The sequence below is a fragment of the Escherichia marmotae genome, assembly GCF_002900365.1.
Lineage (GTDB): Bacteria > Pseudomonadota > Gammaproteobacteria > Enterobacterales > Enterobacteriaceae > Escherichia > Escherichia marmotae.
Map to the genome: position 1 here is coordinate 4,235,409 of NZ_CP025979.1, position 25,180 is coordinate 4,260,588.

Sequence of the window (25,180 nt, forward strand, 5' to 3'; positions counted from 1 at the left end):
TTTTAGCCTGTTAATGAATTTTTATTGCGAGTGAATAATCGCTTTAAGGAGAAGAAGATGAAAAAGACTGCCGCAATTATCTCTGCCTGTATGCTGACTTTTGCCCTTAGTGCCTGTTCCGGTTCAAACTATGTCATGCACACCAACGATGGACGCACCATTATTGCCGATGGCAAACCGATGACGGATGATGAAACCGGTATGATTTCTTATAAAGACGCTAATGGCAACAAACAGCAGATCAACCGTACTGACGTGAAAGAGATGGTCGAACTGGATCAGTAATTCACGATCGCAAGGTAAAAAAAAGCACCGCAATTAGGCGGTGCTACATTAATCACTATGGACAGACAGGGTAAATGTACAGGAAGTGAAAAAAGGTAGCTTTGCTACCATGGTCTGAATCGCAGACCAATTGCAAACACAACAACACAACAACACAACATCACAACCGTAAGCCAAAAGTTCACCAGAACACGCATTCCGATAAAACTTTTCGTTCCGGCTCAGGAAGTGCCGCCACTATAGGTATTTGCTGGTAGAAGCTCAACGGACAAATTATAATGGCTCAGATAAAAAAAACTAATAGGTTACATACTGTGATCTAATTGTTAAATTCATTTAACATCAAAGTTTAAAAGCCATGTCAAAACGATTACCACCGCTAAATGCCTTACGAGTTTTTGATGCCGCCGCACGCCATTTAAGCTTCACACGTGCAGCAGAAGAGCTTTTTGTGACTCAGGCCGCAGTAAGTCATCAAATCAAGTCACTTGAGGACTTTTTGGGACTAAAACTGTTCCGTCGTCGTAATCGTTCACTTCTGTTGACCGAGGAAGGGCAAAGCTATTTCCTCGATATCAAAGAGATATTTTCGCAATTAACTGAAGCAACGCGTAAACTCCAGGCCCGTAGCGCCAAGGGTGCGTTGACGGTCAGCTTACTCCCCAGTTTTGCCATCCACTGGCTGGTGCCGCGACTTTCCAGCTTTAATTCAGCTTATCCGGGAATCGATGTTCGAATCCAGGCGGTCGATCGTCAGGAAGATAAACTGGCGGACGACGTTGATGTCGCTATATTTTATGGCCGTGGCAACTGGCCAGGGCTGCGGGTGGAAAAGCTTTACGCCGAATACCTGTTGCCAGTATGTTCGCCTTTGCTATTAACCGGTGAAAAACCCTTGAAGACCCCGGAAGATCTGGCTAAACATACGTTATTACACGATGCGTCCCGTCGTGACTGGCAGACATATACCCGCCAGTTGGGGTTAAATCATATTAACGTTCAGCAAGGACCGATATTCAGCCATAGCGCCATGGTGCTACAAGCTGCCATTCATGGGCAGGGTGTGGCGCTGGCAAATAACGTGATGGCGCAATCTGAAATCGAGGCTGGACGTCTTGTCTGCCCGTTTAATGATGTTTTGGTCAGTAAAAATGCTTTTTATCTGGTATGTCATGACAGTCAGGCAGAACTGGGTAAAATAGCCGCCTTTCGCCAATGGATCCTGGCGAAAGCCGCTGCTGAACAAGAAAAATTCCGCTTTCGTTATGAACAATAATTTACGTAGGGTACGACCATGACCAGCCGTTTTATGCTGATTTTTGCCGCCATTAGCGGTTTCATTTTTGTGGCTCTGGGCGCTTTTGGTGCACATGTTTTAAGTAAAACAATGCGAGCCGTTGAGATGGGCTGGATCCAGACCGGCCTTGAATACCAGGCGTTCCATACACTGGCGATTTTGGGGCTGGCAGTGGCGATGCAGCGTCGCATCAGTATCTGGTTTTACTGGAGTAGTGTTTTCCTCGCGTTAGGCACGGTGCTGTTCAGCGGCAGCCTTTATTGCCTGGCGCTGTCTCATCTGCGTTTGTGGGCGTTTGTCACTCCGGTCGGTGGAGTGAGCTTCCTCGCGGGTTGGGCGTTAATGTTAGTCGGTGCTATCCGTTTAAAGCGCAAGGGCGTAAGTCATGAATAAGGTTGTATTGTTGTGTCGTCCGGGCTTTGAAAAAGAGTGCGCCGCAGAAATTACCGATAAAGCCGGTCAGCGGGAAATCTTCGGTTTTGCCCGCGTGAAAGAGAATGCGGGTTATGTCATTTATGAATGTTATCAACCGGATGATGGCGATAAGCTAATTCGTGAGCTGCCGTTCAGTTCATTAATTTTTGCCCGCCAGTGGTTTTTGGTAGGAGAACTCCTCCAACATTTGCCGCCAGAAGACCGCATTACGCCTATTGTTGGCATGTTGCAGGGCGTGGTGGAGAAGGGCGGTGAACTGCGTGTTGAAGTCGCGGACACCAACGAAAGCAAAGAGTTACTGAAATTCTGCCGTAAATTCACGGTTCCGCTACGGGCTGCCTTGCGCGATGCGGGCGTGCTGGTGAACTATGAAACACCGAAGCGTCCGGTGGTGCATGTATTCTTCATTGCCCCAGGTTGCTGCTATACCGGTTACTCTTACAGCCACAATAATTCGCCGTTCTATATGGGCATTCCGCGTCTGAAGTTTCCGGCAGATGCGCCGAGTCGTTCCACGCTCAAACTGGAAGAGGCATTTCATGTGTTTATTCCGGCGGATGAGTGGGATGAACGCCTGGCGAACGGGATGTGGGCGGTGGATTTAGGTGCTTGCCCGGGTGGCTGGACCTACCAACTGGTGAAGCGCAACATGTGGGTTTATTCCGTCGACAACGGCCCGATGGCGCAAAGTCTGATGGATACCGGGCAGGTGACATGGCTGCGGGAAGACGGTTTCAAATTCCGTCCGACACGCAGCAATATCTCATGGATGGTATGCGATATGGTTGAAAAACCAGCGAAAGTTGCGGCATTGATGGCGCAGTGGCTGGTTAATGGCTGGTGCCGTGAAACAATCTTCAACCTCAAACTGCCGATGAAAAAACGCTACGAAGAAGTGTCACACAATCTGGCGTATATTCAGGCACAGCTTGATGAACATGGCATAAATGCTCAGATTCAGGCGCGGCAGTTATATCACGATCGCGAAGAAGTGACGGTGCATGTCCGTCGTATCTGGGCTGCGGTGGGTGGTCGTCGCGACGAGCGATAACGGGCAAGGCCGGGGCGTCGTCTCCGGCCTGCTACCATTGCCATCAGGCTGTCACCAAAGAAGCCGCAACCTGGCGCTCATCAGAAATAATGTGCGTGACCTCATCCAGATGCCCGATGCGGGCTTCTCCAGAACGATTAAATTTACTTTTATCAATCAATAACAACGATTGCGCGGCACGTTTTAATAGCATCGATTTGTAGTCAGCGTTGATCGCATTGGAGTCCCACAGTGCGCCGCTGCTGTCGATCCCTTCGCAAGAAAAAATAAACAGATCGATTTCCAGCGATTTAAGCTGGGAAATCAGCGCGGGATTGACGTAACAACCATATTTGCGCTCAAGTGTGCCGCCGGAACTGATCAGTTGAATGCGTTCGCGCTTACCGAGTTCATGACAAATTGGATGGCTATTGGTGAAGACCTGAATGTCGATGTCAGGCAACTGGCGTGCCAGATACCAGCAAGTTGAACTGGCGTCTAAGGCTATCACCATCCCTTCTTCAATCCACGCGAGCGCTTCGCGGGCAATATCTGCTTTATGCGCATAATGGCTTTTCAGCCGGATATGAAAGGGATCGCCGCTGTCTTGATTTTGACGGTGGATATATTTAGCGCGCCCATGATTGCGCAGAATTTTACCCTGCGTCTGTAATTCATTGAGATCGCGACGAATGGTTTCTTTACTGACCTTTAGCTGTTCAGAGAGAGCTTCCGTGGTCAGGCTGGTATGGTTCAGCAGCAGGTCGACTATCGCTTGCTGGCGTGCCGCTTTCATATTTTTCACCCCATCATTCGATAACCGCCCGCGTCATGCGGGCGTACCGGTATGAGATTACGGTGTTACCCCTTTTTTTAAAAGAATATTCCCGTACTTCGCTCGTTCGCCTGTGATAACGATCGCAAAGGCTTTTTGTGCCCGTTCATAAAACGCAAAACGGTCGATGCGGGTGATTTCAGGGCACGGGGTCTGTAGTGAAAGCGCATCACGATAGCGTTGTTCCACTTCAGGATCGAGTGTGTCACCTTCTACTGCCGCCATCATCACCAGCGGCGGCGCATAGCTGTCCAGTTCAAATAACGGGATAATTGCCTGGAGCAAGTCGCTCACTAACAGGCCATCAGCGCGGATCACCTGTGGTCCCATCGCATGGGCGGGAAAGTGGGCATCGGAAAAAATAATTTCATCTCCATGCCCCATCTCTGCCAGCACTTTCAATAGTTCGGGAGAAATTAACGGCGAAATTGTTTTCAGCATTTCACTCTTCCTCTGTAAATTCGGGTTCAGTTTGTGGGTAGAAATAACGGTACTGATAATGAATTTGCGCGCGGGCTTCTTCCGGGCTGTTAAATTCCCCTACGCCATACCAGCCAAACAGCGCAGCTCCTGCGACGGTCGTTTCGGCATCGTCGAGAACTTTTACCGGAATATCAAGCACATTGGCTTTAATCTGATTCCACAATGTGTTGCGACTTCCGCCACCGACTAACAACAATTCAGAGGCTTTAAAGTGGCCGATTTTTTCCAGCATCTGTAGATTGCGCTGTAACTGCGCGGTTAACCCTTCCAGCGCCGCGCGATAGAAATGCCCCCGCGTGGTATTGAGCGTCACTCCTTGCCAGCCTGCGTCCTGACATGACAATAAATCACACTGCATTTTCACGCCGTCCGCGCCCGGTGGGATCAGACGAGCTTCTTCAATCAGCATTTGCCACGGAGTTTCAGTAGTCCATAACAGTTTTCTCACCCATTCCAGCACACCGGATGCCAGCCATTGCATACCCGGGTTATACAAACCTGCCTGGCTGTCCAGTTCACAGGTAGAACCGGCGTACTGACTAAGCAGTGAAGTATCAACCTGCGCGCTGCGAACCATTAAAATTTCCCATGTACCGGAAGAGAGCACGGGTTCATTTTGTTCGGCACCCGCGCCAAAAAGGGCGAACTGAGTATCGTGACCCGCGGAGATCACCGGTATGCCAACGGGTAAGCCGAGCATTGCTGCGGCGCTGTTCTGTAGTGTGCCAATCTGTTCACCCGCTTCCACCAGACGAGGGAAGAGTCGGCGTGGAATACCGGTGGCTTGTAAAATTTGCGGACTGAAATCGCGTTGCTGGATATCCAGCATCTGGCTGGTTCCGGCCATGGTGATATCAGTAGTGAATTCGCCGGTTAAACGGTGGTTAATCAGCGACGAAATAAAGAGCCAGGCGTGCGCGCGTTCCAGCAGTTGTGGATGGTTTTCTTTCAACCATACCAGCTTATATAACGTGTTGAAACTAAAGGCTCCTATGCCAGAAATGGCCTGCAACTGCTGTGCGGAGATCAACCGTTCAATATTGTCCATTACCGCCGCCGTTCGCGGACATTTCCAGCTAATGACCGGATAGAGCAGATTTCCTTGCTTATCAACCAGAGCGCCGTCCACACCAAAGGTCGTTACGGCGATACCGCGGATGTGGTATTCAGCCAGTTCACTGTTGATTTGCCGACAGCAATCAGCGAAGCGTTGCAAAATAGCGTCTAAAGACCACTGGTGCCAGGTGTTGTTTTCCATCGCGATATCGCTGGCATTAGGCGTTGAGGCGCGGGCAACAATTTTTCCCTGCCGATTAACCGCGATGGCCCTGACATTGGTCGCGCCACAGTCGAGTACCAGGATAACTTCTTGTTTCATAATCGCTCCTGCAATATAGCCGGATAACATTGCTTATCCGGCTAACCACTCTTGCTTGTTCAGGCCCGGTAGCCGGAGCGACCGGGCATCACATCAGGGAGTAATGTATTAACGCTTGTACAACGGACCGTAGTTCTGGCAAGCGCGGTAATCCTGGCCTTCAATATCCATGCCGTGCGCGGCCCAGGCAGAAGGACGATACACTTTTGTCTCTTCAACGTTGTGCATACATACCGGGATCCGCAGCATTGAGGCGAGAGTGATAAAGTCTGCGCCGACGTGGCCGATGGTCAGAACGCCGTGGTTAGCGCCCCAGTTCGCCATTACCGAGTACACATCCGTAAACGGCCCTTTGCCGGTGAGGCGCGGTGCAAACCAGGTGGTTGGCCAGGTTGAGTTGGTGCGTTTGTTGAGGATGTCATGCACATCCTTCGGCAACTCCACACTCCAGCCTTCCGCGATTTGCAGTACCGGTCCCAGGCCTTTAATAATGTTGACTCGAGTCATGGTGAACGGGACGCCGCCTTCAGTGAGGAAGCGGGAAGAGTAACCGCCGCCACGGAAATATTCGTGGATCGCCGGGCACCATTCGGTAGCGGCGAGGCAAGCGTCAGCCTCTTGCTGGGAGATTTCCCAGTGCGGCTTCATCGTCGGTTTTCCTTCGCTGTCGCGTTGTTTACAGGAACCGTCCAGCGCAGCAGAACCGGAGTTGATCAAATGGATGATGCCGTGTTCTGCCAGCCCGTCCAGTTTATGCCCCGTTACGCGCTCAATTGCTTCAGGTGACCAGTAGGTACGCACATCGGCAAATACCTGAGCGGTGCCGGTGAGCTGGTGACCCATTAGCATTGCCACGCCGTTAAGACTGTCGTTTTCGGTAGCCACGACAAAGGGTTCGCGCACGCCATTCCAGTCAAATGAACTGTTGAGGATCGCTTCGGCGGTGTCGCCATTTGGATATTGATCGGTCCAGTGACGTTGTCCCTGGAAGCCCGCCGCAATGGCGTTGTAGCCAAGAGATTCTTCCACGCGACCGATATCAGCCAATTTGCTGTTGCCTTGCATCATGTCGCGGATACACATTGCCATCAGCAAACTTTCGCGCAGAACTGCGCGGCTTTGTTCGGCATTGCGTTGATATTGTTTGTTATTTTCATCTTCGCCATAGCGGAAGTTTTTATCAGCCCAGGCCAGCGCCATTTCCAGTTCTGCTTCGTCGTAAATCTTCTGATCAATACGGCGACGCAGTTCGGTCATATCCACCGCCTGGACTTTCATTCCCAGCCAGGATTCAAAGAAGTTGTGGTCAACGATGGAACCGGCGATCCCCATCGAAACGCCGCCCAGTGACAGATAGCTTTTACCTTTCATACTGGCGACTGCCAAACCGGCACGGGCAAAGCGCAGCAGTTTTTCTTCAACGTCGGCAGGAATCGATGTGTCATCGGCATCCTGAACGTCATGGCCGTAAATGGAGAATGCCGGGATACCTTTCTGACTGTGAGCTGCCAGGGCTGCGGCGAGGTAAACAGCGCCCGGGCGTTCAGTGCCGTTAAAGCCCCAAATGGCTTTCGGACGGGTAGGGTCCATGTCGATGGTTTCACTGCCATAGCACCAGCAAGGCGTTACCGTAATGGTGAGGCCTACATTCTGGCTGCTGAATTTTTCTTCGCAGGCGGCGGCTTCAGCCATCCCCGCGATACAGGTATCGGAAATGACACACTCGACGGCAGCACCGCAGGCATGGCGCAGTTTCTCGGTTAGCAGTGCGGCCGTGGCTTTCGCCATATTCATTGTTTGTTCTTCAAGCGACTCACGAACACCCATGCGACGACCGTCAATAACCGGGCGGATACCAATTTTCGGTAACGTATTAATTTTCATCAGGATTCCTCATCTCGCTTTATTGGCGCTCTGCTAAGGCGGAGAAAGGAACCACCGAAGCAGTAATATTGATTATTAGTTGCTAGCTCGAGTTAGCTTAGGTATGTAGGCTTTTTGTGTACAACTTTTTTCTTGTTGAAATGTGAGGGGCTTCACGAGAAGTGGTTAAAATTCGATCTCTGTCAAATTATTATTTGGTGAGATAAAAACTAATATTGTTAATAATCATTGAGTTATGAGATTTTGGTGGTTATGCATCACAGTTTTACCTCAAATTATTTGGCTAATTTGTATACCTAAAATAGCCTTTAAAAGGTGAACGCTAACTCGAGTTAGCAAAATGCGAAAAATAAATTGATGCGATGAATGTCCATTCAAACGTTATTCGTATCACAGTGAAGAGGGCTTTAGTAGCGACATTTATGTCGTACTTCACATTTTCAGTTTCTGATTATTGAGGAAAGCGGCAATGTCCGAAACATTTTTGCAAATGAAGCATATCACCAAACGCTTTCCAGGCGTGTTGGCGCTTAATGATGTGCAATTTACTCTACGCCGGGGCGAAGTTCATGCACTATTAGGTGAAAATGGCGCAGGAAAATCTACCCTAATGAAAATTTTGTCGGGTGTTTATCAACCTGACGAAGGTGAAATAGTTTTTGAAGATCAATCTGTCTCATTTTCTGAGCCGTTAAGTGCGCAGCGTGTTGGTATTACTATTATTCATCAGGAATTTAATTTATTTCCTGATCTTACAGTGGAAGAAAATATTTTTATCGGTAGGGAGTTTTGTAAAAAAAATCGCTGGCGTCTGGATGAAAAACAGCAACGTCAGGCGACGATTGAGATTTTGCAAAAATTAAATTTGGCAATTTCACCAGATACTCTGGTTGCCGACCTTACAGTAGCTCAGCAGCAGATGGTAGAAATTGCCAAGGCCATTTCAGTTAACGCAAAGATTCTCATTATGGATGAACCTACTGCAGCGCTAACAGAAACAGAAATTGAAAGTTTATTTCGTGTCACCCGATTATTGAAAGAACAGGGCACTGGGATTGTTTATATCTCCCACCGTCTGGAAGAGTTGGCGCTCATTGCCGATCGCGCGACCGTAATGCGTGATGGTCAGTATATCAATACTGTGGATTATGAATGCGTAAAAATAAGTGACTTGATTGCCATGATGGTGGGGCGCGATTTAGGAAATATCTATCCCCGTCGCGAAGCGCTACAGCAGCGGATTCCGGTACTGGAGGTAAATGGACTGACGCGTAAAGGCGTGCTGAACGATATTGATTTCACGCTCTATCGAGGTGAGATCCTCGGCTTTGCCGGTCTGATGGGGGCTGGTCGTACTGAGCTTGCGCGCGCGATTTTTGGGGCGGACTCCATTGATAGCGGAACGCTAATATTGAATGGTAAAGAAATCGTTATCAAAGATATTTCAGATGCAATTCAGCAAGGGATCAGTTATCTGACGGAAGACCGTAAAAAAGAGGGGCTGGCGCTTAACTTGTCTGTCGAGCGAAATATTATGCTAGGAAATTATCCTGAATATTCCGACCGTTTTGGGAATGTTGATTCACATCGTTGTCAGCAAACCAGTGAACAACAAGTGAAGGCCTTAAGAATTAAAACCCCACATCTTGAACAGGCTGCAGTAAATCTAAGTGGAGGAAACCAGCAAAAAATTATTATTGCGCGCTGGGTATGTAAAGATACTGATATTTTAATCTTCGACGAACCTACTCGCGGTATTGATGTTGGTGCCAAACTGGAAATCTACGAGTTAATGAATCGTCTCGTGGCTAAAGGGAAATCAATTATCATGATCTCCTCTGAATTGCCGGAAGTGTTAGGAATGTGCGACCGTATTTTAGTGATGCGTAGTGGTCGAATTACCGGCGAGCTTAGTGCAAATGAAGCCACGCAAGAAAAAATTATGCAATACGCGACGTTAGAGGATTAAATTATGACTATCTCTGTAACCTCTTCAGACAGCAATAATAAGAAAATAAAAATCAATAAGGAATTATTGATGCGTCTGGCGCCATTATTCAGCCTGATTATTTTAGTGCTGTTTTTTAGCTTCAGTTCGCCCTTTTTCTTTAATACCGAAAATATCATGACGATTGCTCTGCAAACGTCGGTAATTGGCATCATGGCCATTGGAGTCACTTTTGTCATTATTACCGCAGGCATCGATCTATCACTGGGTTCCGTGGTGGCTTTTTCTGGTGTCGCCGTGGGTATTTGCGCCACGCTGGGACTGCCGCTGCCTGTTTGTATTATTGCTGGTGTTTTAGCAGGCGGATTGTGCGGCTATGTGAATGGTTTGCTGGTTACTAAAATGACCATTCCACCGTTTATCGCTACGTTGGGACTGATGATGTCCGTCAGGGGGATCAATATGGTGATGACCGACGGGCGTGCAATCTATTTTTCCGATTACCCAACGTTCAAAACGCTCGCTCAGGGACGCTTATTTGATGTGCTGCCTTATCCTGTTTTCTACCTTGTCATCGTGGCACTTGTCGGCGCTTACATTCTGAAAAAAACCGTTATTGGTCGCTATGTCTATGCCGTAGGCAGTAATGAAGTTGCCGCTCATCTTTCAGGTATTAAAGTTCAGCGCGTGAAAATTTTCGTCTATGCCTTCTGCGGCTTACTAACGGGGATAGCGGGTGTCATTCTGGCATCTCGTCTCAACTCCGGACAACCGACGGTAGGAGTGGGTTATGAGCTGGAGGCTATTGCCGCGGTAGTGATCGGCGGAACCAGCTTAATGGGTGGTATTGGCACTATTGGCGGCACAATCATTGGCGCTTTCATTATGAGTGTACTGAAAAATGGCCTCAATTTAATGGGCGTCTCCCAGTTCTGGCAAATGGTCGCGATGGGTGTAGTTGTAGTCGCAGCCGTTTACCTCGATACATTACGCAAAAAGATTCGTTGACTTAGGCTCCCTGTTTTATCGGGAAATAACAGCCCTGACGTTAAGGGTGACTCACTCAAAACGGAGTAAAACAATGAAAAACAGGCATTTTGTCTATGCGTTATCTCTGCTGGCCTGTATGACTTCCAGCGCACTGGCAAAGGATTTGAATCTTCCGGTTGTTAGTAAAGGTTTTCAACATGAATTCTGGCAAACCGTAAAAATGGGCACTGAAGCTGCGGCTAAAGAGATGGGTGATAAAACCAGCTATGTTGGCCCGGCTGATGAAACGCAAATAGCCGAGCAGATTCAGTTAGTCGAAAATGCGATGGCGCAAAAACCGAATGGCTTGCTCCTGGCTGCCCTCGACGCGAATGCGCTCGCCCCACTGGTAGAAACAGCAAATTCACGCGGTATTAAAGTGGTGACCTTTGATTCAGGCATCAACTCGGACATTCCGGTGAGTTTTGTCGCGACCAACAACCGTAAAGCAGGGGCACAGGCTGCCGATGCGTTAGCCGCGCAGGTCAACAATAAAGGAAAAGTCGGGATTATCGCGCATGTAGCAGGAACTTCTTCCGCCATTGAACGCTCGGAAGGCTTCATGGAACGGATGAAAGAAAAATATCCTGACATCAAAGTATTACCCGTTCAGTACAGCGATGGTGATCCCCAAAAAGCGATGGATAAAACTATCGACATGATCCAGGCCAACCCCGATCTTGCGGGGATCTATGGCACCAATGAAGGTTCAACGCTCGGGGTGGCGAATGCCATTGATAGCCAGAATCTGAAAGGTAAGGTGAAGGTCATTGGTTTTGATAGTACAGAAGCGATTATTAACTTCCTGAAGAACGGCGTCATTCAGGGCTTTGTTGTTCAGGATGCATACCAGATTGGCTATCAGGGGATCAAAACCTTGAATGCGGCCCTCTCAGGACAACCCGTTGAAAAAGAGATCGATATTCCCGTGAAATTTGTGAATACCGAGAACATTAACACGCCAGAAATCGACAAACTGCTACACCCATTTGGTAAGAAATAAAAAATTGGGGGTGAACTTTCATCCCCGTTATCTCCAGCGTCAGGGAGGCTTTATGCACAACGGTTATTTTCTCGGTGTCGATGTCGGATCGGCCAGTGTCAGAGCGGGAGTTTACTGTGCCAATGGCCGCAGGTTGGCATTTGCCACTGCGCCTGTCTCCCAGTTTCGCCCGGGCGGCGAGCGTGTCGAACAGTCTTCGGCTGAGATCTGGCAACAGGTCTGTAAAACGGTGAAAGAGGCGACAGCTCTGGCGGGCATCCCCGTTTCCGCGATTTGCTCGCTGGGTTTTGATGCTACCTGTTCGCTGGTTGTTCTTGATGGACAAGGCAAAGGTTTAGCGGTCTCGCCCAGCGGACCTGCGAATCAGGACATCATTATGTGGATGGATCATCGCGCAACAGCCGAGGCGGCGCAGATTAACGCGACGAAGGATCCCGCATTGCGCTACGTTGGCGGCGAAGTGAGTGTCGAGATGGAGCTACCAAAGTTACGTTGGTTGAAGACACATCTACCACAAACCTGGCAGGCCGCTCATCGCTTTTTCGATCTGGCGGATTTTCTGGTCTGGAAAGCAACAGGGCGAGACGTCGCGGGATTGTGCACGCTAACGTGTAAATGGAATTATCTGGCTCATGAGCAACGCTTTAGCCATAACTTACTGGAATCGATAGACCTGACGGACATGCTTGAAAGAATTCCCGCCGAAATTCTTCCGCCAGGCGCTGCCGTGGGAACGTTAACTGCCACTGCTGCTGAAGAATTGGGATTAACGACCAATGTTATAGTGGCCAGTGGCTTGATTGATGCTCATGCCGGTGGTGTGGCGCTGGTTGGCGCGCAGCCATCAGGTACGCTGGCAGTGATAAGCGGAACGTCGAATTGCCATATGTTGTGCAGTGAAAAAGAGATATTTACCCCTGGCGTCTGGGGGCCATACTGGTCGGCCATGCTGCCAAATTACTGGCTAACCGAAGGTGGGCAAAGCGCCGCAGGGGCGCTGGTGGAGTGGACGCTTCAGGAGTCCGGGGCAAGCGCAAATCTCTTTAACAAGGCGCAACAACGCGGGTGCCATCCGATTCAACTGATTAATGAATGGGTAGCCGCCCTGGAAAATAACGAGTCTGAACCTACACGAAATTTACATGTGCTTGCCGATCATCACGGCAACCGTTCGCCACGAGCACGGCCCGATGCCAGAGGCAGTGTCTATGGTTTAACGCTGGAGCGTGGAGAAAATCAACTCGCGCGACTTTACCTTGCGACTTTACAGGCAATAGCCTTTGGCACCAGACATATTATTGAAACTCTAAGGGAAAATGGGCATACCATTACCCAATTAACGTTATGTGGTGGTGCAACGCACAACCCCTTGTGGCTACGCGAATATGCAGACGTGACAAGCTGCGATATCCACCTGATGCAAGAAGAAGATGCCGTTACGTTGGGCGCAGCAATTAGCGGTGCTGTTGCCAGCGGAGCATGGCGTAATTTTTCATCCGCATGTAAAGCAATGGTTGAGGCCGGCGAGGTTATTCGGGCAAACCCACAACGCCGTGAATTTTTAGAACGTAAATACCAGGTTTACCTGACGCTTTGGGATCAACAACAGGTAGTTAACCAACTGATGTAATAAGACAAAAGTTAAAAATACTTTTATGATTGTGATTTGACGTCTGGATGTTAACTGGGAAAGACCTATGGCTAAAACAGTAGAGCAGATAGCCAGCGACCTGAATTTATCGGTTACGACCGTGCGACTGGTGCTAAATGGAAAAGCGGAACAATATCGGATCAGCGTCAAAACCCAAACGCGTATCAATGAATATGTAGAACGCTATGGTTATATCATTAATCATTCCGCCCGCAGTCTTAAACTTAACAAAACAGATACATTGGGATTGATTGTTCCCAACATATCCAACGTCTTTTTTGCAACGCTGGCAGAAAAACTCGAACAACGCTGTCGACGTTCCGGATATCAACTTACAATCAGTTGTACTTATGATGACGTTGATTATGAAAATAAATTGACTAAAGCATTTATCGCACGAAATGTAGATGGTCTTTTTATTGTCCCTTCGACACTGGAAAATCAACAGCATCATTTACGCAAAATTCGTAAACCAATGGTGTTACTCGATCGTGATTTTAAATATACCGATAACGCATTGGTAGAAAGTAATAATATTTCTGGCGGTGAAAAACTGACACAAAATATTCTCGAGGCAGGGCAGGCACCAGTATGGTTTTTGCTGGGAGATGCCGGGTTGCCGAGTATCAGCGATCGTCTGACTGGCTATTTGAATGCGTTGGCGAAAAAGGGTATTACCCATCGTAATTGGGTGAGGGAAGGCCCGGTAAATACCCCTGAAGGCGGCTATGTCATTATGGACAAACTCATTGAAGATCAGGGATGTCCACAGGCATTTATCGCCTCGTCTTTACCTGTGCTTGAAGGCGCTGTTCGCGCGATTCGCGATCGTTTTGGCGCTGTACCGCCAGAAATCAATATCGGCACTTTCGATGAACATCCCATGCTGGGATTTCTCGCCAATAACGTCTGGTCAATGCAGCAGGATGAAAATGCCTGGGCAGAAAAAGCGTTTGAAATGATGTTAAGCGCTATTGAAGAAAGGCCCGTAAAAAAAACGGTCAAAGTAGAAATGAAATTAATTAAGCGCATAAGAAAAAAATAATAATCGCAGAAAATAAGCAGGCTATTGGGCAATAATATTCAATAGCCTTTCCTTACTAAAAATAACCCCGTCTTTATTTGCGGTGCTGTTTTACGCAACAAGGCGAGCTGAACCTGTATCTGGAGAATAGAGATGGAAAGAACACGTTTATCCCGTGAAATAATTGAAACCTGTCTGGAAATGACGCGTCTTGGGTTAAATCAGGGGACTGCGGGGAATGTCAGCACGCGTTTTGAAAATGGCATGTTGATTACTCCCAGCGGTATTCCTTATGAAAGAATGACGGAAAATATGATTGTCTATGTTGATGGCAACGGAAAATACGAAGAAGATAAAATCCCTTCCAGCGAATGGCGTTTCCATATGGCGGCCTACCAAAGCAGACCGGATGCCAACGCGGTTGTTCACAACCATGCCGTTCATTGCACGGCAGTTTCCATTCTTAACCGGCCGATCCCCGCCATTCACTACATGATCGCGGCGGCTGGCGGAAATTCCATTCCTTGCGCACCTTATGCGACCTTTGGGACACGCGAACTTTCCGAACATGTTGCGCTGGCTCTCAAAAATCGTAAAGCAATTCTGCTACAACATCATGGGCTTATCGCTTGTGAGGCTAATCTGGAAAAAGCGTTATGGCTGGCGCATGAAGTTGAAGTGCTGGCGCAGCTTTATCTGGCGACCCTGGCGATTACTGACCCGGTTCCAGTACTGAGCGATGAAGAGATTGCCGTGGTGCTGGAGAAATTCAAAACCTATGGATTACGGATTGAAGAGTAATTTCGTAAAGCAACAAGGAGAAGGATGATGGCTAACAGAATGATTCTGAACGAAACGGCATGGTTTGGGCGGGGCGCAATTGGCGCTTTAACCGATGAGGTGAAACGCCGTGGTTATCAGAAGGCGCTGATCGTGACTGATAAAACGCTGGTGCAGTGCGGCGTGGTGGCGAAAGTGACCGATAAGATGGATGCCGCCGGGCTGGCATGGGCGATTTACGACGGCGTAGTGCCGAATCCGACAATCACCGTAGTCAAAGAAGGGCTGGGTGTATTCCAGAACAGCGGTGCGGATTACCTGATCGCTATTGGTGGTGGTTCTCCGCAGGATACCTGTAAAGCGATTGGCATCATCAGCAACAACCCGGAGTTTGCCGATGTGCGTAGTCTGGAAGGGCTTTCACCGACCAATAAACCCAGCGTACCGATTCTGGCGATCCCCACCACGGCGGGCACTGCGGCGGAAGTGACCATTAACTATGTAATTACTGACGAAGAAAAACGGCGCAAGTTTGTTTGCGTTGATCCGCATGATATCCCGCAGGTGGCGTTTATTGATGCTGACATGATGGATGGTATGCCACCGGCGCTGAAAGCCGCGACCGGTGTCGATGCGCTGACTCATGCCATCGAGGGGTATATTACGCGTGGTGCGTGGGCGCTGACCGATGCGTTGCATATTAAAGCCATTGAAATTATTGCCGGGGCGCTGCGGGGATCGGTTGCCGGTGATAAGGATGCCGGAGAACAGATGGCGCTCGGACAGTATGTCGCGGGCATGGGCTTCTCGAACGTTGGGTTGGGGCTGGTGCATGGTATGGCGCACCCGCTGGGCGCGTTTTATAACACCCCGCACGGTGTTGCGAACGCCATTCTGTTACCGCATGTTATGCGCTATAACGCCGAATTTTCCGGCGAGAAGTACCGCGATATTGCGCGCGTAATGGGCGTGAAAGTGGAAGGCATGAGCCTGGAAGAGGCGCGTAATGCTGCTGTTGACGCGGTGTTTGCTCTCAATCGTGATGTAGGTATTCCGCCACATTTGCGTGATGTTGGTGTACGCAAGGAAGACATTCCGGCACTGGCGCAGGCGGCTCTGGACGATGTTTGTACCGGTGGCAACCCGCGTGAAGCAACGCTTGAGGATATTGTAGAGCTTTACCATACCGCCTGGTAATTGCGCTGATGTGATAATGCCGGATGCGACGCTGGCGCGTCTTATCCGGCCTACACGGTCATGAAATTCAATGGGGTGTTAATCGGTAGCATCCGGTATCTCTTTACCGTACCAACCGTAATTGCTGTAAATTGCCGTCGATATGCAAATCAGTTTGTAAGCGGGCAATATCGCGGCACAGAAACGCCATCTCTTTATGTACTTCTAATTTTTTGCGCCACTTTTCGGCAACCGTGTCGAGATTCTCATAAATTCCTTCCAGACTCTGAAACTCGACCAGCAACTGCGTGGCGCTTTTCGGGCCAATCCCTGCAACACCCGGCACCTTTGAACTGCTGATCCCCGCCAGCCCCCAGTAATCGGGCAACTGTTGCGGTTGAACGCCAAATTCTTTATCGATAAACGGCGCATCCAGCCAGCGTTTCTGGAAGTAATCGCGAATGCGCAACGTTGGCGAAAGTAGCTGGCAGTAGCCTTTATCTGTCGAAACAATGGTTGCCTGATGCCCGGCCTGAGTCACTTTGACCGCCAGCGTAGCGGCTAAGTCATCGGCTTCGTTGCCGCTGGCTGACCAGCACGGGACGCCGCGTTGCTCAAAGGCGGCGCGTAATGCAGGCATTTCGTTGTGCAACTCTTCCGGCATTGGTGGGCGACCCGCTTTGTAATCCGGTAAACGTTGATGACGCCAGCCGCTACTGCGGTTTTCATCATCAAAAACGGCGACCGCGTGGGTTGGCTGGCTGTGCATAATAAGTTGATCGAGAGCGTGCTGGCAGGTCTCCACGCAGGGCGAACCCTGAACGGCATGAATGCGACGGATAAGATTCAGTGCATCGACGATAAGCAAATGAACAGCCACGATAACCCCCTTAAAGATCAGGCGATAAGGGTAACATTCGATACCGGAACAGGCTACGGCTGGATGAGAAAACAGGAAGAGGCCTCGCAAAACGAGGCCTCTGGAGAGAGATTAATCGCAGGCAACGATTTTCATCGCCAGGCCGCCGCGAGATGTTTCGCGGTACTTGGCATTCATGTCTTTACCTGTTTCGTACATGGTTTCGATAACTTTATCGAGGCATACGCGTGGCTCGCTGGTACGGCGCAGTGCCATACGTGCAGCGTTCACTGCTTTCACTGCTGCAATAGCATTACGCTCGATGCACGGCACCTGTACCTGTCCGGCGACCGGGTCACAAGTCAGGCCGAGGTTATGCTCCATAGCGATTTCCGCCGCGATGCACACCTGCGCCGGGCTTGCGCCTAACAGTTCAGCCAGGCCAGCCGCAGCCATAGAGCACGCCACACCAACTTCACCCTGGCAACCCACTTCGGCACCAGAAATCGAGGCGTTCATCTTATAAAGAGAACCAATCGCGCTGGCAACCAGCAGATAACGAGCCAGTGAGTTAGCGTTCACTTCGCGGATAAACTTGTCGTAGTATGCCAGCACCGCCGGGATAATTCCGCACGCGCCGTTAGTCGGCGCAGTAACCACTCGACCACCTGCTGCGTTTTCTTCGTTTACCGCCAGTGCGAACATGTTGATCCAGTCGACAACCGCCATTGGGTCAGTTGTGGTCTTATCCTGGCTAACCAGCATTCGACGCAGCGCCGCCGCACGACGTGGAACGCGCAGTTTGCCTGGCAACACGCCTTCGGTGGAAATACCGCGCTCAATACCGCCGCGCATCACTTCCCAGACGTTCGCCAGATGCTGTTCCAGCTCTTCTTTGCTGTGCAGCGCCAGCTCGTTTTTCATCATCAGGCCAGAGAGTGACAGACCAGTTTCCTGGCAATGTTTTTGCAGGTCGGCTGCTGAACTGTAAGGATAGGGAACTTCAACCGGTGCGCTATCCTGCTGACCAAAATGTTCTTCATCAACGATAAAGCCACCGCCGATGGAGTAGTAAGTCTGACTGTAAACAACTTTGTCGCCTGCCAGAGCGGTGATGCGCATACCATTCTCATGCAGAGAAAGGTTGTCTGCATGGAAGTTCATGCACTGATCAACCGGGAACTCCACTTCGTGCTGACCGTTTGCCAGCATCAGACGACCGTGAGTATTCACATCCTGAATAAAACCAGGGATAGAGTCGATATCCACGGTATCTGGCAGATTACCCGCCAGACCCATAATAATGGCGATATCCGTGTGGTGGCCTTTACCGGTCAGAGAGAGTGAGCCGTAGACGTCAACCACCACGCGGGTTACGTCTTTCAGCAGATTACGGGCAATCAGATCGTCGGTAAATTGTTTACCCGCTTTCATCGGTCCAACGGTATGAGAGCTGGAAGGGCCAATGCCGATTTTGAAAATATCGAATACGCTAATCATAGGAAATACATCGCGTTAAAACGGAGGAAGCGCCGCCCGAAAGCGGCGCGAAAGGACTTAGCTGAACAGAGAGTAGAAGATTGCGGAGATAGCAATCAGACCCATCACGACAACGAATACGTTGCTGATGTGACCGCTGTACTTACGCATTGCCGGTACTTTCTGGATTGCGTACATCGGCATCAGGAACAGGATCATCGCGATGATTGGGCCGCCCAGGGTTTCAATCATACCCAGGATGCTCGGGTTCAGGGTGGCAACAATCCAGGTTGTTACCAGCATGAACAGTGCAGTGATACGGTTCAGCTTGTTGATTTCAATAGACTTACCTTTACCACGCAGTGATTTAATCACCATACCGTTGAAGCCTTCACGCGCGCCCAGGTAGTGGCCGAGGAAGGATTTGGTGATGGCAATCATCGCGATAATCGGTGCCATCCACGCGATAATCGGCGCATTAAAGTGGTTAGCCAGGTAAGACAGAATCGAGATGTTCTGTTCTTTTGCCGCAGCCAGGTCTGCCGGAGACAGGCTCAGTACGCAGCTAAAGACGAAGAACATAACGGTCAGCACCATCATGATGTGTGCGAATGCCAGGATCTTAGAGCATTTCTGTTCTGCCATATCGCCGTACTCTTCACGCTTCGCAACGGCGAAAGAAGAGATGATCGGAGAGTGGTTGAACGAGAACACCATGACCGGAATCGCCAGCCACAGAGTCATCCACAGACCGTTACCGGTAGAAGCTGCAGTATCCAGAGACAGAGTTTCCAGCGCCGCGCCGTTCCACTGTGGGATCAGGTACAGAGCCAGCAGCATCAGAACTGCAACGAACGGGAATACCAGGATGCTCATTGCTTTAACGATCATCTGCTCACCGAAGCGAACGATGGTCATCATACCCACGATCAGGATCAGTGACAGAATCGCACGTGGCGGCGGTGTCATGCCCAGTTGGTGGGCCATGAAGCTTTCTACTGTGTTAGTGATTGCCACGCTGTACACCAGCAGGATCGGGTAAATAGCAAAGAAGTACAGCAGGGTAATCAGTTTACCTGCGCCAACACCAAAGTGTTCTTCTACAACCTCGGTGATGTCTTCGCCCGGATTTTTACCAGACAGTACGAAGCGAGTCAGGCCGCGGTGAGCAAAAAACGTCATCGGAAACGCAAGGATGGCCATGATGATCAGCGGGATCATACCGCCAACACCGGCGTTGATTGGCAGGAACAGTACACCCGCGCCGATTGCTGTACCATAAAGGCCCAGCATCCACATGGTGTCTGTCTTGCGCCAGGCACTGCGAGAGTCTTTCGACGCAATCGTGCTGGTTTGAGTTGTTTCCATCTATTTCTCCTGGAGGAATGCAAATAATTCAGCTTTTAGCCAGTTCAGCCCGGGAAGGTGCCTGGCCGTAAAAATGAAATCTGTCTATCGGCGATGGCTCAATCATTTTCCGCCGTAATAATTTGAGGGCGGAAAGATACACACAACTTATGTCTCTATCAGTGATCTTGATCTCAAATACAATAATCTACTTGGAAGATAGATAATCCCAACGCTTTACTCTGTAAATCAAAAGTAAAAGAGAATTTAAGGGCGATATTTGCCCACTAAACGACATCTGTTTTCTTCCGGGGCGCGCAATATATGTAGGTTGAACTGAAAAAATCAATACTTTTAGTTAATCATGATGAGATTTTATTTTTATCAGCGATAAAATGCGGTTTATAAAAGCAGGTAAACGTTTGCGTTACAATATAAATTGTATGACATATTGATGTTGGTGATATTAATTGCATGATGACGTGCTGAAATATTCAGATGGAAAATGAAATAGATTGCTTAGTGAGTGACCTGGGAGAACAAAACCCGGCAACGATCGTTACCGGGAGAAGGGAGATTAAGTGCAGATTTCGTAGCAAGGGATATAGGCAGAGCCAGGCAACTTCATACGATGCTGGGCGACAAACCCCTGAAGCAGGTCGTCCATACGACGCATAATCTCTTTATCGCCGTTGATTTTGTAAGGGCCAAACTCTTCAATGGCGCGAATACCGACTTCTTTCACGTTACCCGCAACAATACCGGAGAATGCTCGACGCAGATCGGCGGCCAGCACTTCAACGGGTTGATCCGGGTAAAGCTTCAGATTGGCCATGTTCTCGTGAGACGGCTCAAACGGCATTTGCAGATCTGGCGCAATGCGCATTGACCAGTTAAAGCTGTACGCATCGCCGGTATCGCGACGGTTTTCTTTCACCAGCGGCATCGCTTTTTTCATCTGACGTGCTACTTCGGCAGCGTCATCAATAATGATGCGATAATGGCGGCGCGCGTTTTCTCCCAGCGTATGTACGACAAATTCGTCCAGTACGCGGAAGTAGTCGGCGCTTTCTTTCGGCCCGGTGAGGATCAACGGTAAAACCTGATCTTTGTTGGCCGGATTCATTAAAATTCCCAGCAAGTACAGCAACTCTTCTGCCGTACCCACACCACCCGGGAAAATAATGATGCCGTGAGCGATACGCACAAACGCTTCAAGACGTTTTTCGATATCCGGCATGATGATCAGTTCGTTGACCAGTGGGTTAGGCGGTTCAGCGGCGATAATCGACGGTTCTGTCATGCCAATAAAACGACTGTCTTTGTAACGCTGCTGAGCGTGACCTACTGCTGCACCTTTCATCGGCGCTTCCATTGCTCCTGGACCGCAGCCGGTGCAGATATTCAGCTCGCGAAGCCCCAGTTGATTACCAACGCGCCGTGCATACAGATATTCGTTTTCATTGATGGAGTGACCGCCCCAGCACACCACCATATTCGGTGCTTCGCCTACATGCAGCGCGCGCGCGTTGCGCAATATAGAAAAGACCAGATTAGTAATGTGGACAGAGTTGTCGAGATTCAGATTGGGAAAACGAACGGTGTTATGGATTTGCCCGTAGACGAAGAGAATGTCGCGCAGAACCGCAAACAAGTTGGCCTGTAAGGCGCGGATAATGCGCCCATCGACGAAAGCTTCTTCCGGAGGGTTGATCAGTTCCAGCTTAACACCGCGTTCACGGCGCAACACGTTAATGTCGAAATTTTCAAAACGGGATAGCAATTCTTTGCTGTTATCGGTGAGGCTACCGGAGTTCAGAACGGCAAGTGAACAGTTGCGAAACAGTTGATAGAGGTCGCTGCTGGCGGTGCGTTTAAGCATGTCCACCTCCAACTGCGACAACATATCCATGGAGCCAAGTGGGCTAATATGTGTAATCAAGAAAAACTCCTTATGGGACAATTATTGTCATTCCCTTTGATTACAATAGCCCTGCCTGATGGCCTTTCACAACTCTATGCTTGAATCCAGCACGCAAAACTGAAAAAAAATTTATTGTCGTACCAGTCGGGTAGTCGATGGGACAAAGTCACTATTGCTACGCCAGGGGTTAATGTCCAGACCGCCACGACGGGTATAACGAGCGTAAACGCTTAATTTTTCTGGCTGGCAGAAGCGCAGCAGATCATTAAAAATACGCTCTACGCATTGTTCATGGAACTCGTTGTGATGACGGAAAGAAACCAGATAACGCAGCAGTTTTTCCCGATCAATTTTGTGTCCACGGTACTGAATTTGAATGGAACCCCAGTCTGGCTGATGGGTGATCAGACAGTTTGATTTCAGCAGATGGCTAACCAGCGTCTCTTCCACCACTTTTTCACCGCTGGCGGCATTCTCAAGGTAGTCAGTGGTGAATTCATAGTTATCGATAGCGATATCCTGCTCATCAATGCAGGTGCCATTGAAATGACCCATTGGCTGGCCTTCCAGTTCATCGAGTCGATATAACGCCACGCTGACCTTACCCTGGGCGCAGGTACTTAAATCGCGCTCCAGCGTCTGGCGCACCTCTTCCCAATTGTTAAATCGAGTCTGATTAAAGCTATTGAGATAGAGCTTAAAACTCTTCGACTCAATGAGATTCACGCTGGTGTAATCAAGTTCAACATGACCCACAGCGACCTGCGGTAAACCTTTCGCATTTAGCCAGGAAAGCTCATATAGCGTCCAGATATCCGCGCCGTGAAAAGGCAGGTTATCCGCTTTCAGACCCAGTGGATCGCGATTCAGACTACGCGGAACGCCTTGCAGCAGGCTGGCGTCATAGGTATCCCTGTAATCGGTTGATTTTCCGAGAGTCAGGCCTGCAAGTGCCTGATGGTTTGCATAAGAAGACATGTTTCACCGTCATAAACCAGATAAACTAAACAACAAGTGTATCTGGTTTAAGTGAAGAGAGAAATTAGTGGACGATTTGACCGCACAAGCCCTGAAGGATTTTACTGCGCGCTACTGCGATGTCTGGCATGAACAGTATAAAAGCTGGCCGTTAAGTGAGGAGCTGTATGGCGTTCCTTCGCCATGCATTATTTCAACCACCGAAGACGCCGTATACTGGCAACCTCAACCGTTTACCGGTGAGCAAAATGTAAACGCGGTTGAACGGGCGTTTGATATTGTGATACAACCTACAATTCATACCTTCTATACGACCCAGTTTGCCGGGGATATGCATGCGCAGTTTGGTGATATCAAACTGACATTACTGCAAACCTGGAGCGAAGATGACTTCCGTCGAGTGCAGGAAAATCTGATTGGCCATTTGGTTACTCAGAAACGTCTAAAACTACCGCCTACGCTATTTATCGCGACGCTGGAAGAAGAGCTGGAGGTAATCTCGGTGTGTAATCTCTCAGGCGAAGTATGCAAAGAGACACTGGGAACGCGTAAACGGGCGCATTTAGCCTCAAATCTTGCGGAATTCCTCAACCAACTTAAGCCTCTTCTGTAATCCAAATACCCCGTCTTGTTGTGAGAGATCTCTTACAGACCCTGTAGGAGATCGCCAGGAAATAAGCGAATACTTAATAAGATGAGATTTGATATTTTGATTTGAAATCAATTGCTTATTATTGTTTTTTCGACTTTCATATGAAATTATCCTTAAGGCATTGTCTGTAAGCTCCTTGTAAGACGCAGTGAAAAAGACGATTCTATCTTCGTCGACAGGGAGTCAGACAATGAAGTGAACATCAGGATGATGACACTTCTGAAGGACACGCCAGGATGGTGTTTCAGGGAAAGGCTTCCGGATGAAGCGAAGAGGATAACGCAGGACGCGTTAAAGGACACCTCCAGGATGGAGAATGAGAACCGGTCAGGATGATTCGGTGGGTCAGGAAGGCCAGGGACACTTCAGGATGAAGTATCACATCGGGGTGGTGTGAGCAGGGAGCAATAGTTCAGGATGAACGATTGGCCGTAAGGCTAAAGGAAAAGTTGTCAAGGATGAGCAGGGAGCAACAAAAGTAGCTGGAATGCTGCGAAACGAATCGGGAGCACTGTGAATACAGTGCTCCCTTTTTTTATTCCTGCTATTCTTCGCGGCAGTTTTTTACTTGAGGCTGCTTTATGACTACTCATGACCGCGTTCGTTTCCAGTTGCAGGCGCTTGAAGCGCTGCTGCGTGAACATCAGCACTGGCGCAATGATGAACCCCAGCCGCATCTATTCAACAGTACCCAACCGTTTTTTATGGACACCATGGAACCGTTGGAGTGGTTGCAGTGGGTGCTTATCCCGCGGATGCACGATTTATTAGATAACAATCAGCCATTACCAGGGGCATTTGCTGTGGCGCCGTACTATGAAATGGCGCTGGCGACGGATCACCCGCAACGAGCGCTTATTCTGGCGGAGCTGGAAAAGCTGGATGCCCTTTTTGCGGATGATGCTAACTGATGTTGGAAATACTCTACCAGGATGAATGGTTGGTGGCGGTAAATAAACCGTCCGGCTGGCTGGTCCACCGTAGCTGGCTGGATCGCGACGAGAAAGTTGTGGTGATGCAAACTGTGCGTGACCAGATTGGTCAGCATGTTTTTACCGCGCATCGTCTGGATCGCCCGACTTCTGGCGTATTGCTGATGGGGTTATCCAGTGAGGCAGGGCGACTGTTGGCGCAACAGTTTGAACAGCACCAAATCCAGAAACGTTACCATGCGATTGTGCGTGGCTGGCTGATGGATGAGGCGGAGCTGGATTATCCGCTGGTAGAAGAACTGGACAAAATCGCTGATAAATATGCCCGCGAAGATAAAGGTCCACAGCCAGCGGTAACGCATTATCGCGGTCTGGCGACGGTGGAAATGCCTGTGGCGACTGGACGTTACCCGACCACGCGCTATGGCCTGGTGGAACTGGAGCCGAAAACTGGACGTAAACACCAACTACGCCGCCATCTGGCCCATTTGCGTCATCCCATCATTGGGGACAGCAAACACGGCGATTTGCGCCAGAACCGCAGCGGGGCTGAACATTTCGGCCTGCAGAGGTTAATGCTACATGCCAGCCAGTTGTCATTGACGCATCCTTTTACTGGCGAGCCGCTCACTATTTACGCGGGTCTGGACGACACCTGGATGCAGGCGTTATCACAGTTTGGTTGGCGCGGTCTACTTCCTGAAAATGAAAGGGTTGAGTTCAGCGCGGCATCCGGTCAGGATGGTGAGATGAGTTCCTAATCCAGGGAGA

At 49.4% G+C, this 25,180-nt stretch carries 23 protein-coding genes; 14 read left to right on the top strand and 9 right to left on the bottom strand.

Going from position 1 to position 25,180, the window contains the following annotated elements; all coding sequences use genetic code 11:
- Positions 1 to 57: 57 nt before the first annotated feature.
- The 4 genes from C1192_RS21605 to rlmM all read left to right on the top strand — a co-directional run bounded on the left by C1192_RS21605 (position 58) and on the right by rlmM (position 3,068).
- Positions 58 to 285 (top strand): YgdI/YgdR family lipoprotein, encoded by a 228-nt coding sequence (locus C1192_RS21605; protein WP_038355739.1) that lies wholly within the window; start codon positions 58 to 60, stop codon positions 283 to 285.
- Between the two features lie 358 nt (positions 286 to 643).
- Entirely contained in the window at positions 644 to 1,561 is a 918-nt protein-coding gene (gene gcvA / locus C1192_RS21610) for a glycine cleavage system transcriptional regulator GcvA (protein ID WP_000044401.1), read from the top strand.
- An 18-nt stretch (positions 1,562 to 1,579) separates the two neighbouring features.
- Positions 1,580 to 1,975 (top strand): DUF423 domain-containing protein, encoded by a 396-nt coding sequence (locus C1192_RS21615; protein ID WP_038355740.1) that lies wholly within the window; start codon positions 1,580 to 1,582, stop codon positions 1,973 to 1,975.
- The gene (rlmM, locus tag C1192_RS21620; RefSeq protein ID WP_001045507.1) at positions 1,968 to 3,068 is read left to right on the top strand and encodes a 23S rRNA (cytidine(2498)-2'-O)-methyltransferase RlmM; all 1,101 of its coding nucleotides are present in this window, start codon (positions 1,968 to 1,970) and stop codon (positions 3,066 to 3,068) included. The genes C1192_RS21615 and rlmM overlap by 8 nt, the downstream gene beginning before the upstream one ends.
- Positions 3,069 to 3,111: 43 nt before the next feature.
- On the opposite strand, the gene fucR is transcribed toward rlmM, so the two are convergent.
- From fucR to fucI, 4 genes are all read right to left on the bottom strand, one after another.
- A complete protein-coding gene (gene fucR / locus C1192_RS21625; RefSeq protein ID WP_001516979.1) occupies positions 3,112 to 3,843 on the bottom strand; it encodes an L-fucose operon activator in 732 nt (243 codons plus the stop codon).
- A 57-nt stretch (positions 3,844 to 3,900) separates the two neighbouring features.
- The gene (gene fucU / locus C1192_RS21630) at positions 3,901 to 4,323 is read right to left on the bottom strand and encodes an L-fucose mutarotase (RefSeq protein WP_000920827.1); all 423 of its coding nucleotides are present in this window, start codon (positions 4,321 to 4,323) and stop codon (positions 3,901 to 3,903) included.
- Between the two features lies 1 nt (position 4,324).
- Positions 4,325 to 5,743 carry an L-fuculokinase gene (fucK, locus tag C1192_RS21635; RefSeq protein ID WP_038355741.1) on the bottom strand — a complete coding sequence of 473 codons (1,419 nt, stop codon included), beginning with the start codon at positions 5,741 to 5,743 and terminating at the stop codon, positions 4,325 to 4,327.
- A gap of 108 nt (positions 5,744 to 5,851) precedes the next feature.
- Positions 5,852 to 7,627 carry an L-fucose isomerase gene (gene fucI / locus C1192_RS21640; protein WP_038355742.1) on the bottom strand — a complete coding sequence of 592 codons (1,776 nt, stop codon included), beginning with the start codon at positions 7,625 to 7,627 and terminating at the stop codon, positions 5,852 to 5,854.
- A gap of 469 nt (positions 7,628 to 8,096) precedes the next feature.
- Here fucI and C1192_RS21645 point away from each other — a divergent pair, with 469 nt between their 5' ends.
- The 7 genes from C1192_RS21645 to fucO all read left to right on the top strand — a co-directional run bounded on the left by C1192_RS21645 (position 8,097) and on the right by fucO (position 16,259).
- Positions 8,097 to 9,596, top strand: a complete 1,500-nt coding sequence (locus tag C1192_RS21645) for a sugar ABC transporter ATP-binding protein (protein WP_001516976.1) — start codon at positions 8,097 to 8,099, stop codon at positions 9,594 to 9,596.
- 3 nt (positions 9,597 to 9,599) lie between these two features.
- Positions 9,600 to 10,583 (top strand): ABC transporter permease, encoded by a 984-nt coding sequence (locus C1192_RS21650; RefSeq protein ID WP_001516975.1) that lies wholly within the window; start codon positions 9,600 to 9,602, stop codon positions 10,581 to 10,583.
- A 73-nt stretch (positions 10,584 to 10,656) separates the two neighbouring features.
- The gene (locus C1192_RS21655; protein ID WP_001516974.1) at positions 10,657 to 11,607 is read left to right on the top strand and encodes an ABC transporter substrate-binding protein; all 951 of its coding nucleotides are present in this window, start codon (positions 10,657 to 10,659) and stop codon (positions 11,605 to 11,607) included.
- A 52-nt stretch (positions 11,608 to 11,659) separates the two neighbouring features.
- Positions 11,660 to 13,237 carry an FGGY-family carbohydrate kinase gene (locus tag C1192_RS21660; protein WP_001516973.1) on the top strand — a complete coding sequence of 526 codons (1,578 nt, stop codon included), beginning with the start codon at positions 11,660 to 11,662 and terminating at the stop codon, positions 13,235 to 13,237.
- A gap of 67 nt (positions 13,238 to 13,304) precedes the next feature.
- The gene (locus C1192_RS21665) at positions 13,305 to 14,303 is read left to right on the top strand and encodes a LacI family DNA-binding transcriptional regulator (protein ID WP_001516972.1); all 999 of its coding nucleotides are present in this window, start codon (positions 13,305 to 13,307) and stop codon (positions 14,301 to 14,303) included.
- A 132-nt stretch (positions 14,304 to 14,435) separates the two neighbouring features.
- The gene (gene fucA / locus C1192_RS21670; RefSeq protein WP_001516971.1) at positions 14,436 to 15,083 is read left to right on the top strand and encodes an L-fuculose-phosphate aldolase; all 648 of its coding nucleotides are present in this window, start codon (positions 14,436 to 14,438) and stop codon (positions 15,081 to 15,083) included.
- Between the two features lie 27 nt (positions 15,084 to 15,110).
- On the top strand, positions 15,111 to 16,259 hold the full coding sequence (gene fucO / locus C1192_RS21675) for a lactaldehyde reductase (RefSeq protein ID WP_038355743.1): 1,149 nt from the start codon (positions 15,111 to 15,113) through the stop codon (positions 16,257 to 16,259).
- A 103-nt stretch (positions 16,260 to 16,362) separates the two neighbouring features.
- On the opposite strand, the gene xni is transcribed toward fucO, so the two are convergent.
- The 5 genes from xni to queF all read right to left on the bottom strand — a co-directional run bounded on the left by xni (position 16,363) and on the right by queF (position 22,825).
- Complete coding sequence (xni, locus tag C1192_RS21680) at positions 16,363 to 17,118, bottom strand: flap endonuclease Xni (RefSeq protein WP_024191905.1); 756 nt, start codon at positions 17,116 to 17,118, stop codon at positions 16,363 to 16,365.
- 111 nt (positions 17,119 to 17,229) lie between these two features.
- Positions 17,230 to 18,597 (bottom strand): L-serine ammonia-lyase II, encoded by a 1,368-nt coding sequence (gene sdaB, locus C1192_RS21685; protein WP_000626404.1) that lies wholly within the window; start codon positions 18,595 to 18,597, stop codon positions 17,230 to 17,232.
- A 57-nt stretch (positions 18,598 to 18,654) separates the two neighbouring features.
- Positions 18,655 to 19,944, bottom strand: coding sequence for an HAAAP family serine/threonine permease SdaC (gene sdaC, locus C1192_RS21690; RefSeq protein ID WP_000450483.1), 1,290 nt, complete (start codon positions 19,942 to 19,944; stop codon positions 18,655 to 18,657).
- Between the two features lie 556 nt (positions 19,945 to 20,500).
- Complete coding sequence (gene ppnN, locus C1192_RS21695; RefSeq protein WP_000627991.1) at positions 20,501 to 21,865, bottom strand: nucleotide 5'-monophosphate nucleosidase PpnN; 1,365 nt, start codon at positions 21,863 to 21,865, stop codon at positions 20,501 to 20,503.
- Between the two features lie 111 nt (positions 21,866 to 21,976).
- Positions 21,977 to 22,825, bottom strand: a complete 849-nt coding sequence (gene queF / locus C1192_RS21700; protein ID WP_000100401.1) for an NADPH-dependent 7-cyano-7-deazaguanine reductase QueF — start codon at positions 22,823 to 22,825, stop codon at positions 21,977 to 21,979.
- A 67-nt stretch (positions 22,826 to 22,892) separates the two neighbouring features.
- On the opposite strand from queF, the gene syd reads away from it, so the two are divergent.
- From syd to truC, 3 genes are all read left to right on the top strand, one after another.
- Positions 22,893 to 23,438: a SecY-interacting protein gene (gene syd, locus C1192_RS21705; RefSeq protein WP_038355744.1), complete on the top strand. Its 546-nt coding sequence runs from the start codon at positions 22,893 to 22,895 to the stop codon at positions 23,436 to 23,438.
- Between the two features lie 620 nt (positions 23,439 to 24,058).
- Positions 24,059 to 24,388 carry a YqcC family protein gene (locus C1192_RS21710; RefSeq protein WP_000206974.1) on the top strand — a complete coding sequence of 110 codons (330 nt, stop codon included), beginning with the start codon at positions 24,059 to 24,061 and terminating at the stop codon, positions 24,386 to 24,388.
- The gene (truC, locus tag C1192_RS21715; RefSeq protein ID WP_000889990.1) at positions 24,388 to 25,170 is read left to right on the top strand and encodes a tRNA pseudouridine(65) synthase TruC; all 783 of its coding nucleotides are present in this window, start codon (positions 24,388 to 24,390) and stop codon (positions 25,168 to 25,170) included. Before C1192_RS21710 ends, truC begins: the two co-directional genes overlap by 1 nt.
- Positions 25,171 to 25,180 lie beyond the last annotated feature (10 nt).

Bases quoted from the DNA above. Each gene is read 5' to 3' on its own strand.
- C1192_RS21605 (WP_038355739.1), top strand. From the start codon at position 58: ATGAAAAAGACTGCCGCAATTATCTCTGCCTGTATGCTGACTTTTGCC.
- gcvA (WP_000044401.1), top strand. From the start codon at position 644: ATGTCAAAACGATTACCACCGCTAAATGCCTTACGAGTTTTTGATGCC.
- C1192_RS21615 (WP_038355740.1), top strand. From the start codon at position 1,580: ATGACCAGCCGTTTTATGCTGATTTTTGCCGCCATTAGCGGTTTCATT.
- rlmM (WP_001045507.1), top strand. From the start codon at position 1,968: ATGAATAAGGTTGTATTGTTGTGTCGTCCGGGCTTTGAAAAAGAGTGC.
- fucR (WP_001516979.1), bottom strand. From the start codon at position 3,843: ATGAAAGCGGCACGCCAGCAAGCGATAGTCGACCTGCTGCTGAACCAT.
- fucU (WP_000920827.1), bottom strand. From the start codon at position 4,323: ATGCTGAAAACAATTTCGCCGTTAATTTCTCCCGAACTATTGAAAGTG.
- fucK (WP_038355741.1), bottom strand. From the start codon at position 5,743: ATGAAACAAGAAGTTATCCTGGTACTCGACTGTGGCGCGACCAATGTC.
- fucI (WP_038355742.1), bottom strand. From the start codon at position 7,627: ATGAAAATTAATACGTTACCGAAAATTGGTATCCGCCCGGTTATTGAC.
- C1192_RS21645 (WP_001516976.1), top strand. From the start codon at position 8,097: ATGTCCGAAACATTTTTGCAAATGAAGCATATCACCAAACGCTTTCCA.
- C1192_RS21650 (WP_001516975.1), top strand. From the start codon at position 9,600: ATGACTATCTCTGTAACCTCTTCAGACAGCAATAATAAGAAAATAAAA.
- C1192_RS21655 (WP_001516974.1), top strand. From the start codon at position 10,657: ATGAAAAACAGGCATTTTGTCTATGCGTTATCTCTGCTGGCCTGTATG.
- C1192_RS21660 (WP_001516973.1), top strand. From the start codon at position 11,660: ATGCACAACGGTTATTTTCTCGGTGTCGATGTCGGATCGGCCAGTGTC.
- C1192_RS21665 (WP_001516972.1), top strand. From the start codon at position 13,305: ATGGCTAAAACAGTAGAGCAGATAGCCAGCGACCTGAATTTATCGGTT.
- fucA (WP_001516971.1), top strand. From the start codon at position 14,436: ATGGAAAGAACACGTTTATCCCGTGAAATAATTGAAACCTGTCTGGAA.
- fucO (WP_038355743.1), top strand. From the start codon at position 15,111: ATGGCTAACAGAATGATTCTGAACGAAACGGCATGGTTTGGGCGGGGC.
- sdaB (WP_000626404.1), bottom strand. From the start codon at position 18,597: ATGATTAGCGTATTCGATATTTTCAAAATCGGCATTGGCCCTTCCAGC.
- sdaC (WP_000450483.1), bottom strand. From the start codon at position 19,944: ATGGAAACAACTCAAACCAGCACGATTGCGTCGAAAGACTCTCGCAGT.
- queF (WP_000100401.1), bottom strand. From the start codon at position 22,825: ATGTCTTCTTATGCAAACCATCAGGCACTTGCAGGCCTGACTCTCGGA.
- C1192_RS21710 (WP_000206974.1), top strand. From the start codon at position 24,059: ATGACTACTCATGACCGCGTTCGTTTCCAGTTGCAGGCGCTTGAAGCG.
- truC (WP_000889990.1), top strand. From the start codon at position 24,388: ATGTTGGAAATACTCTACCAGGATGAATGGTTGGTGGCGGTAAATAAA.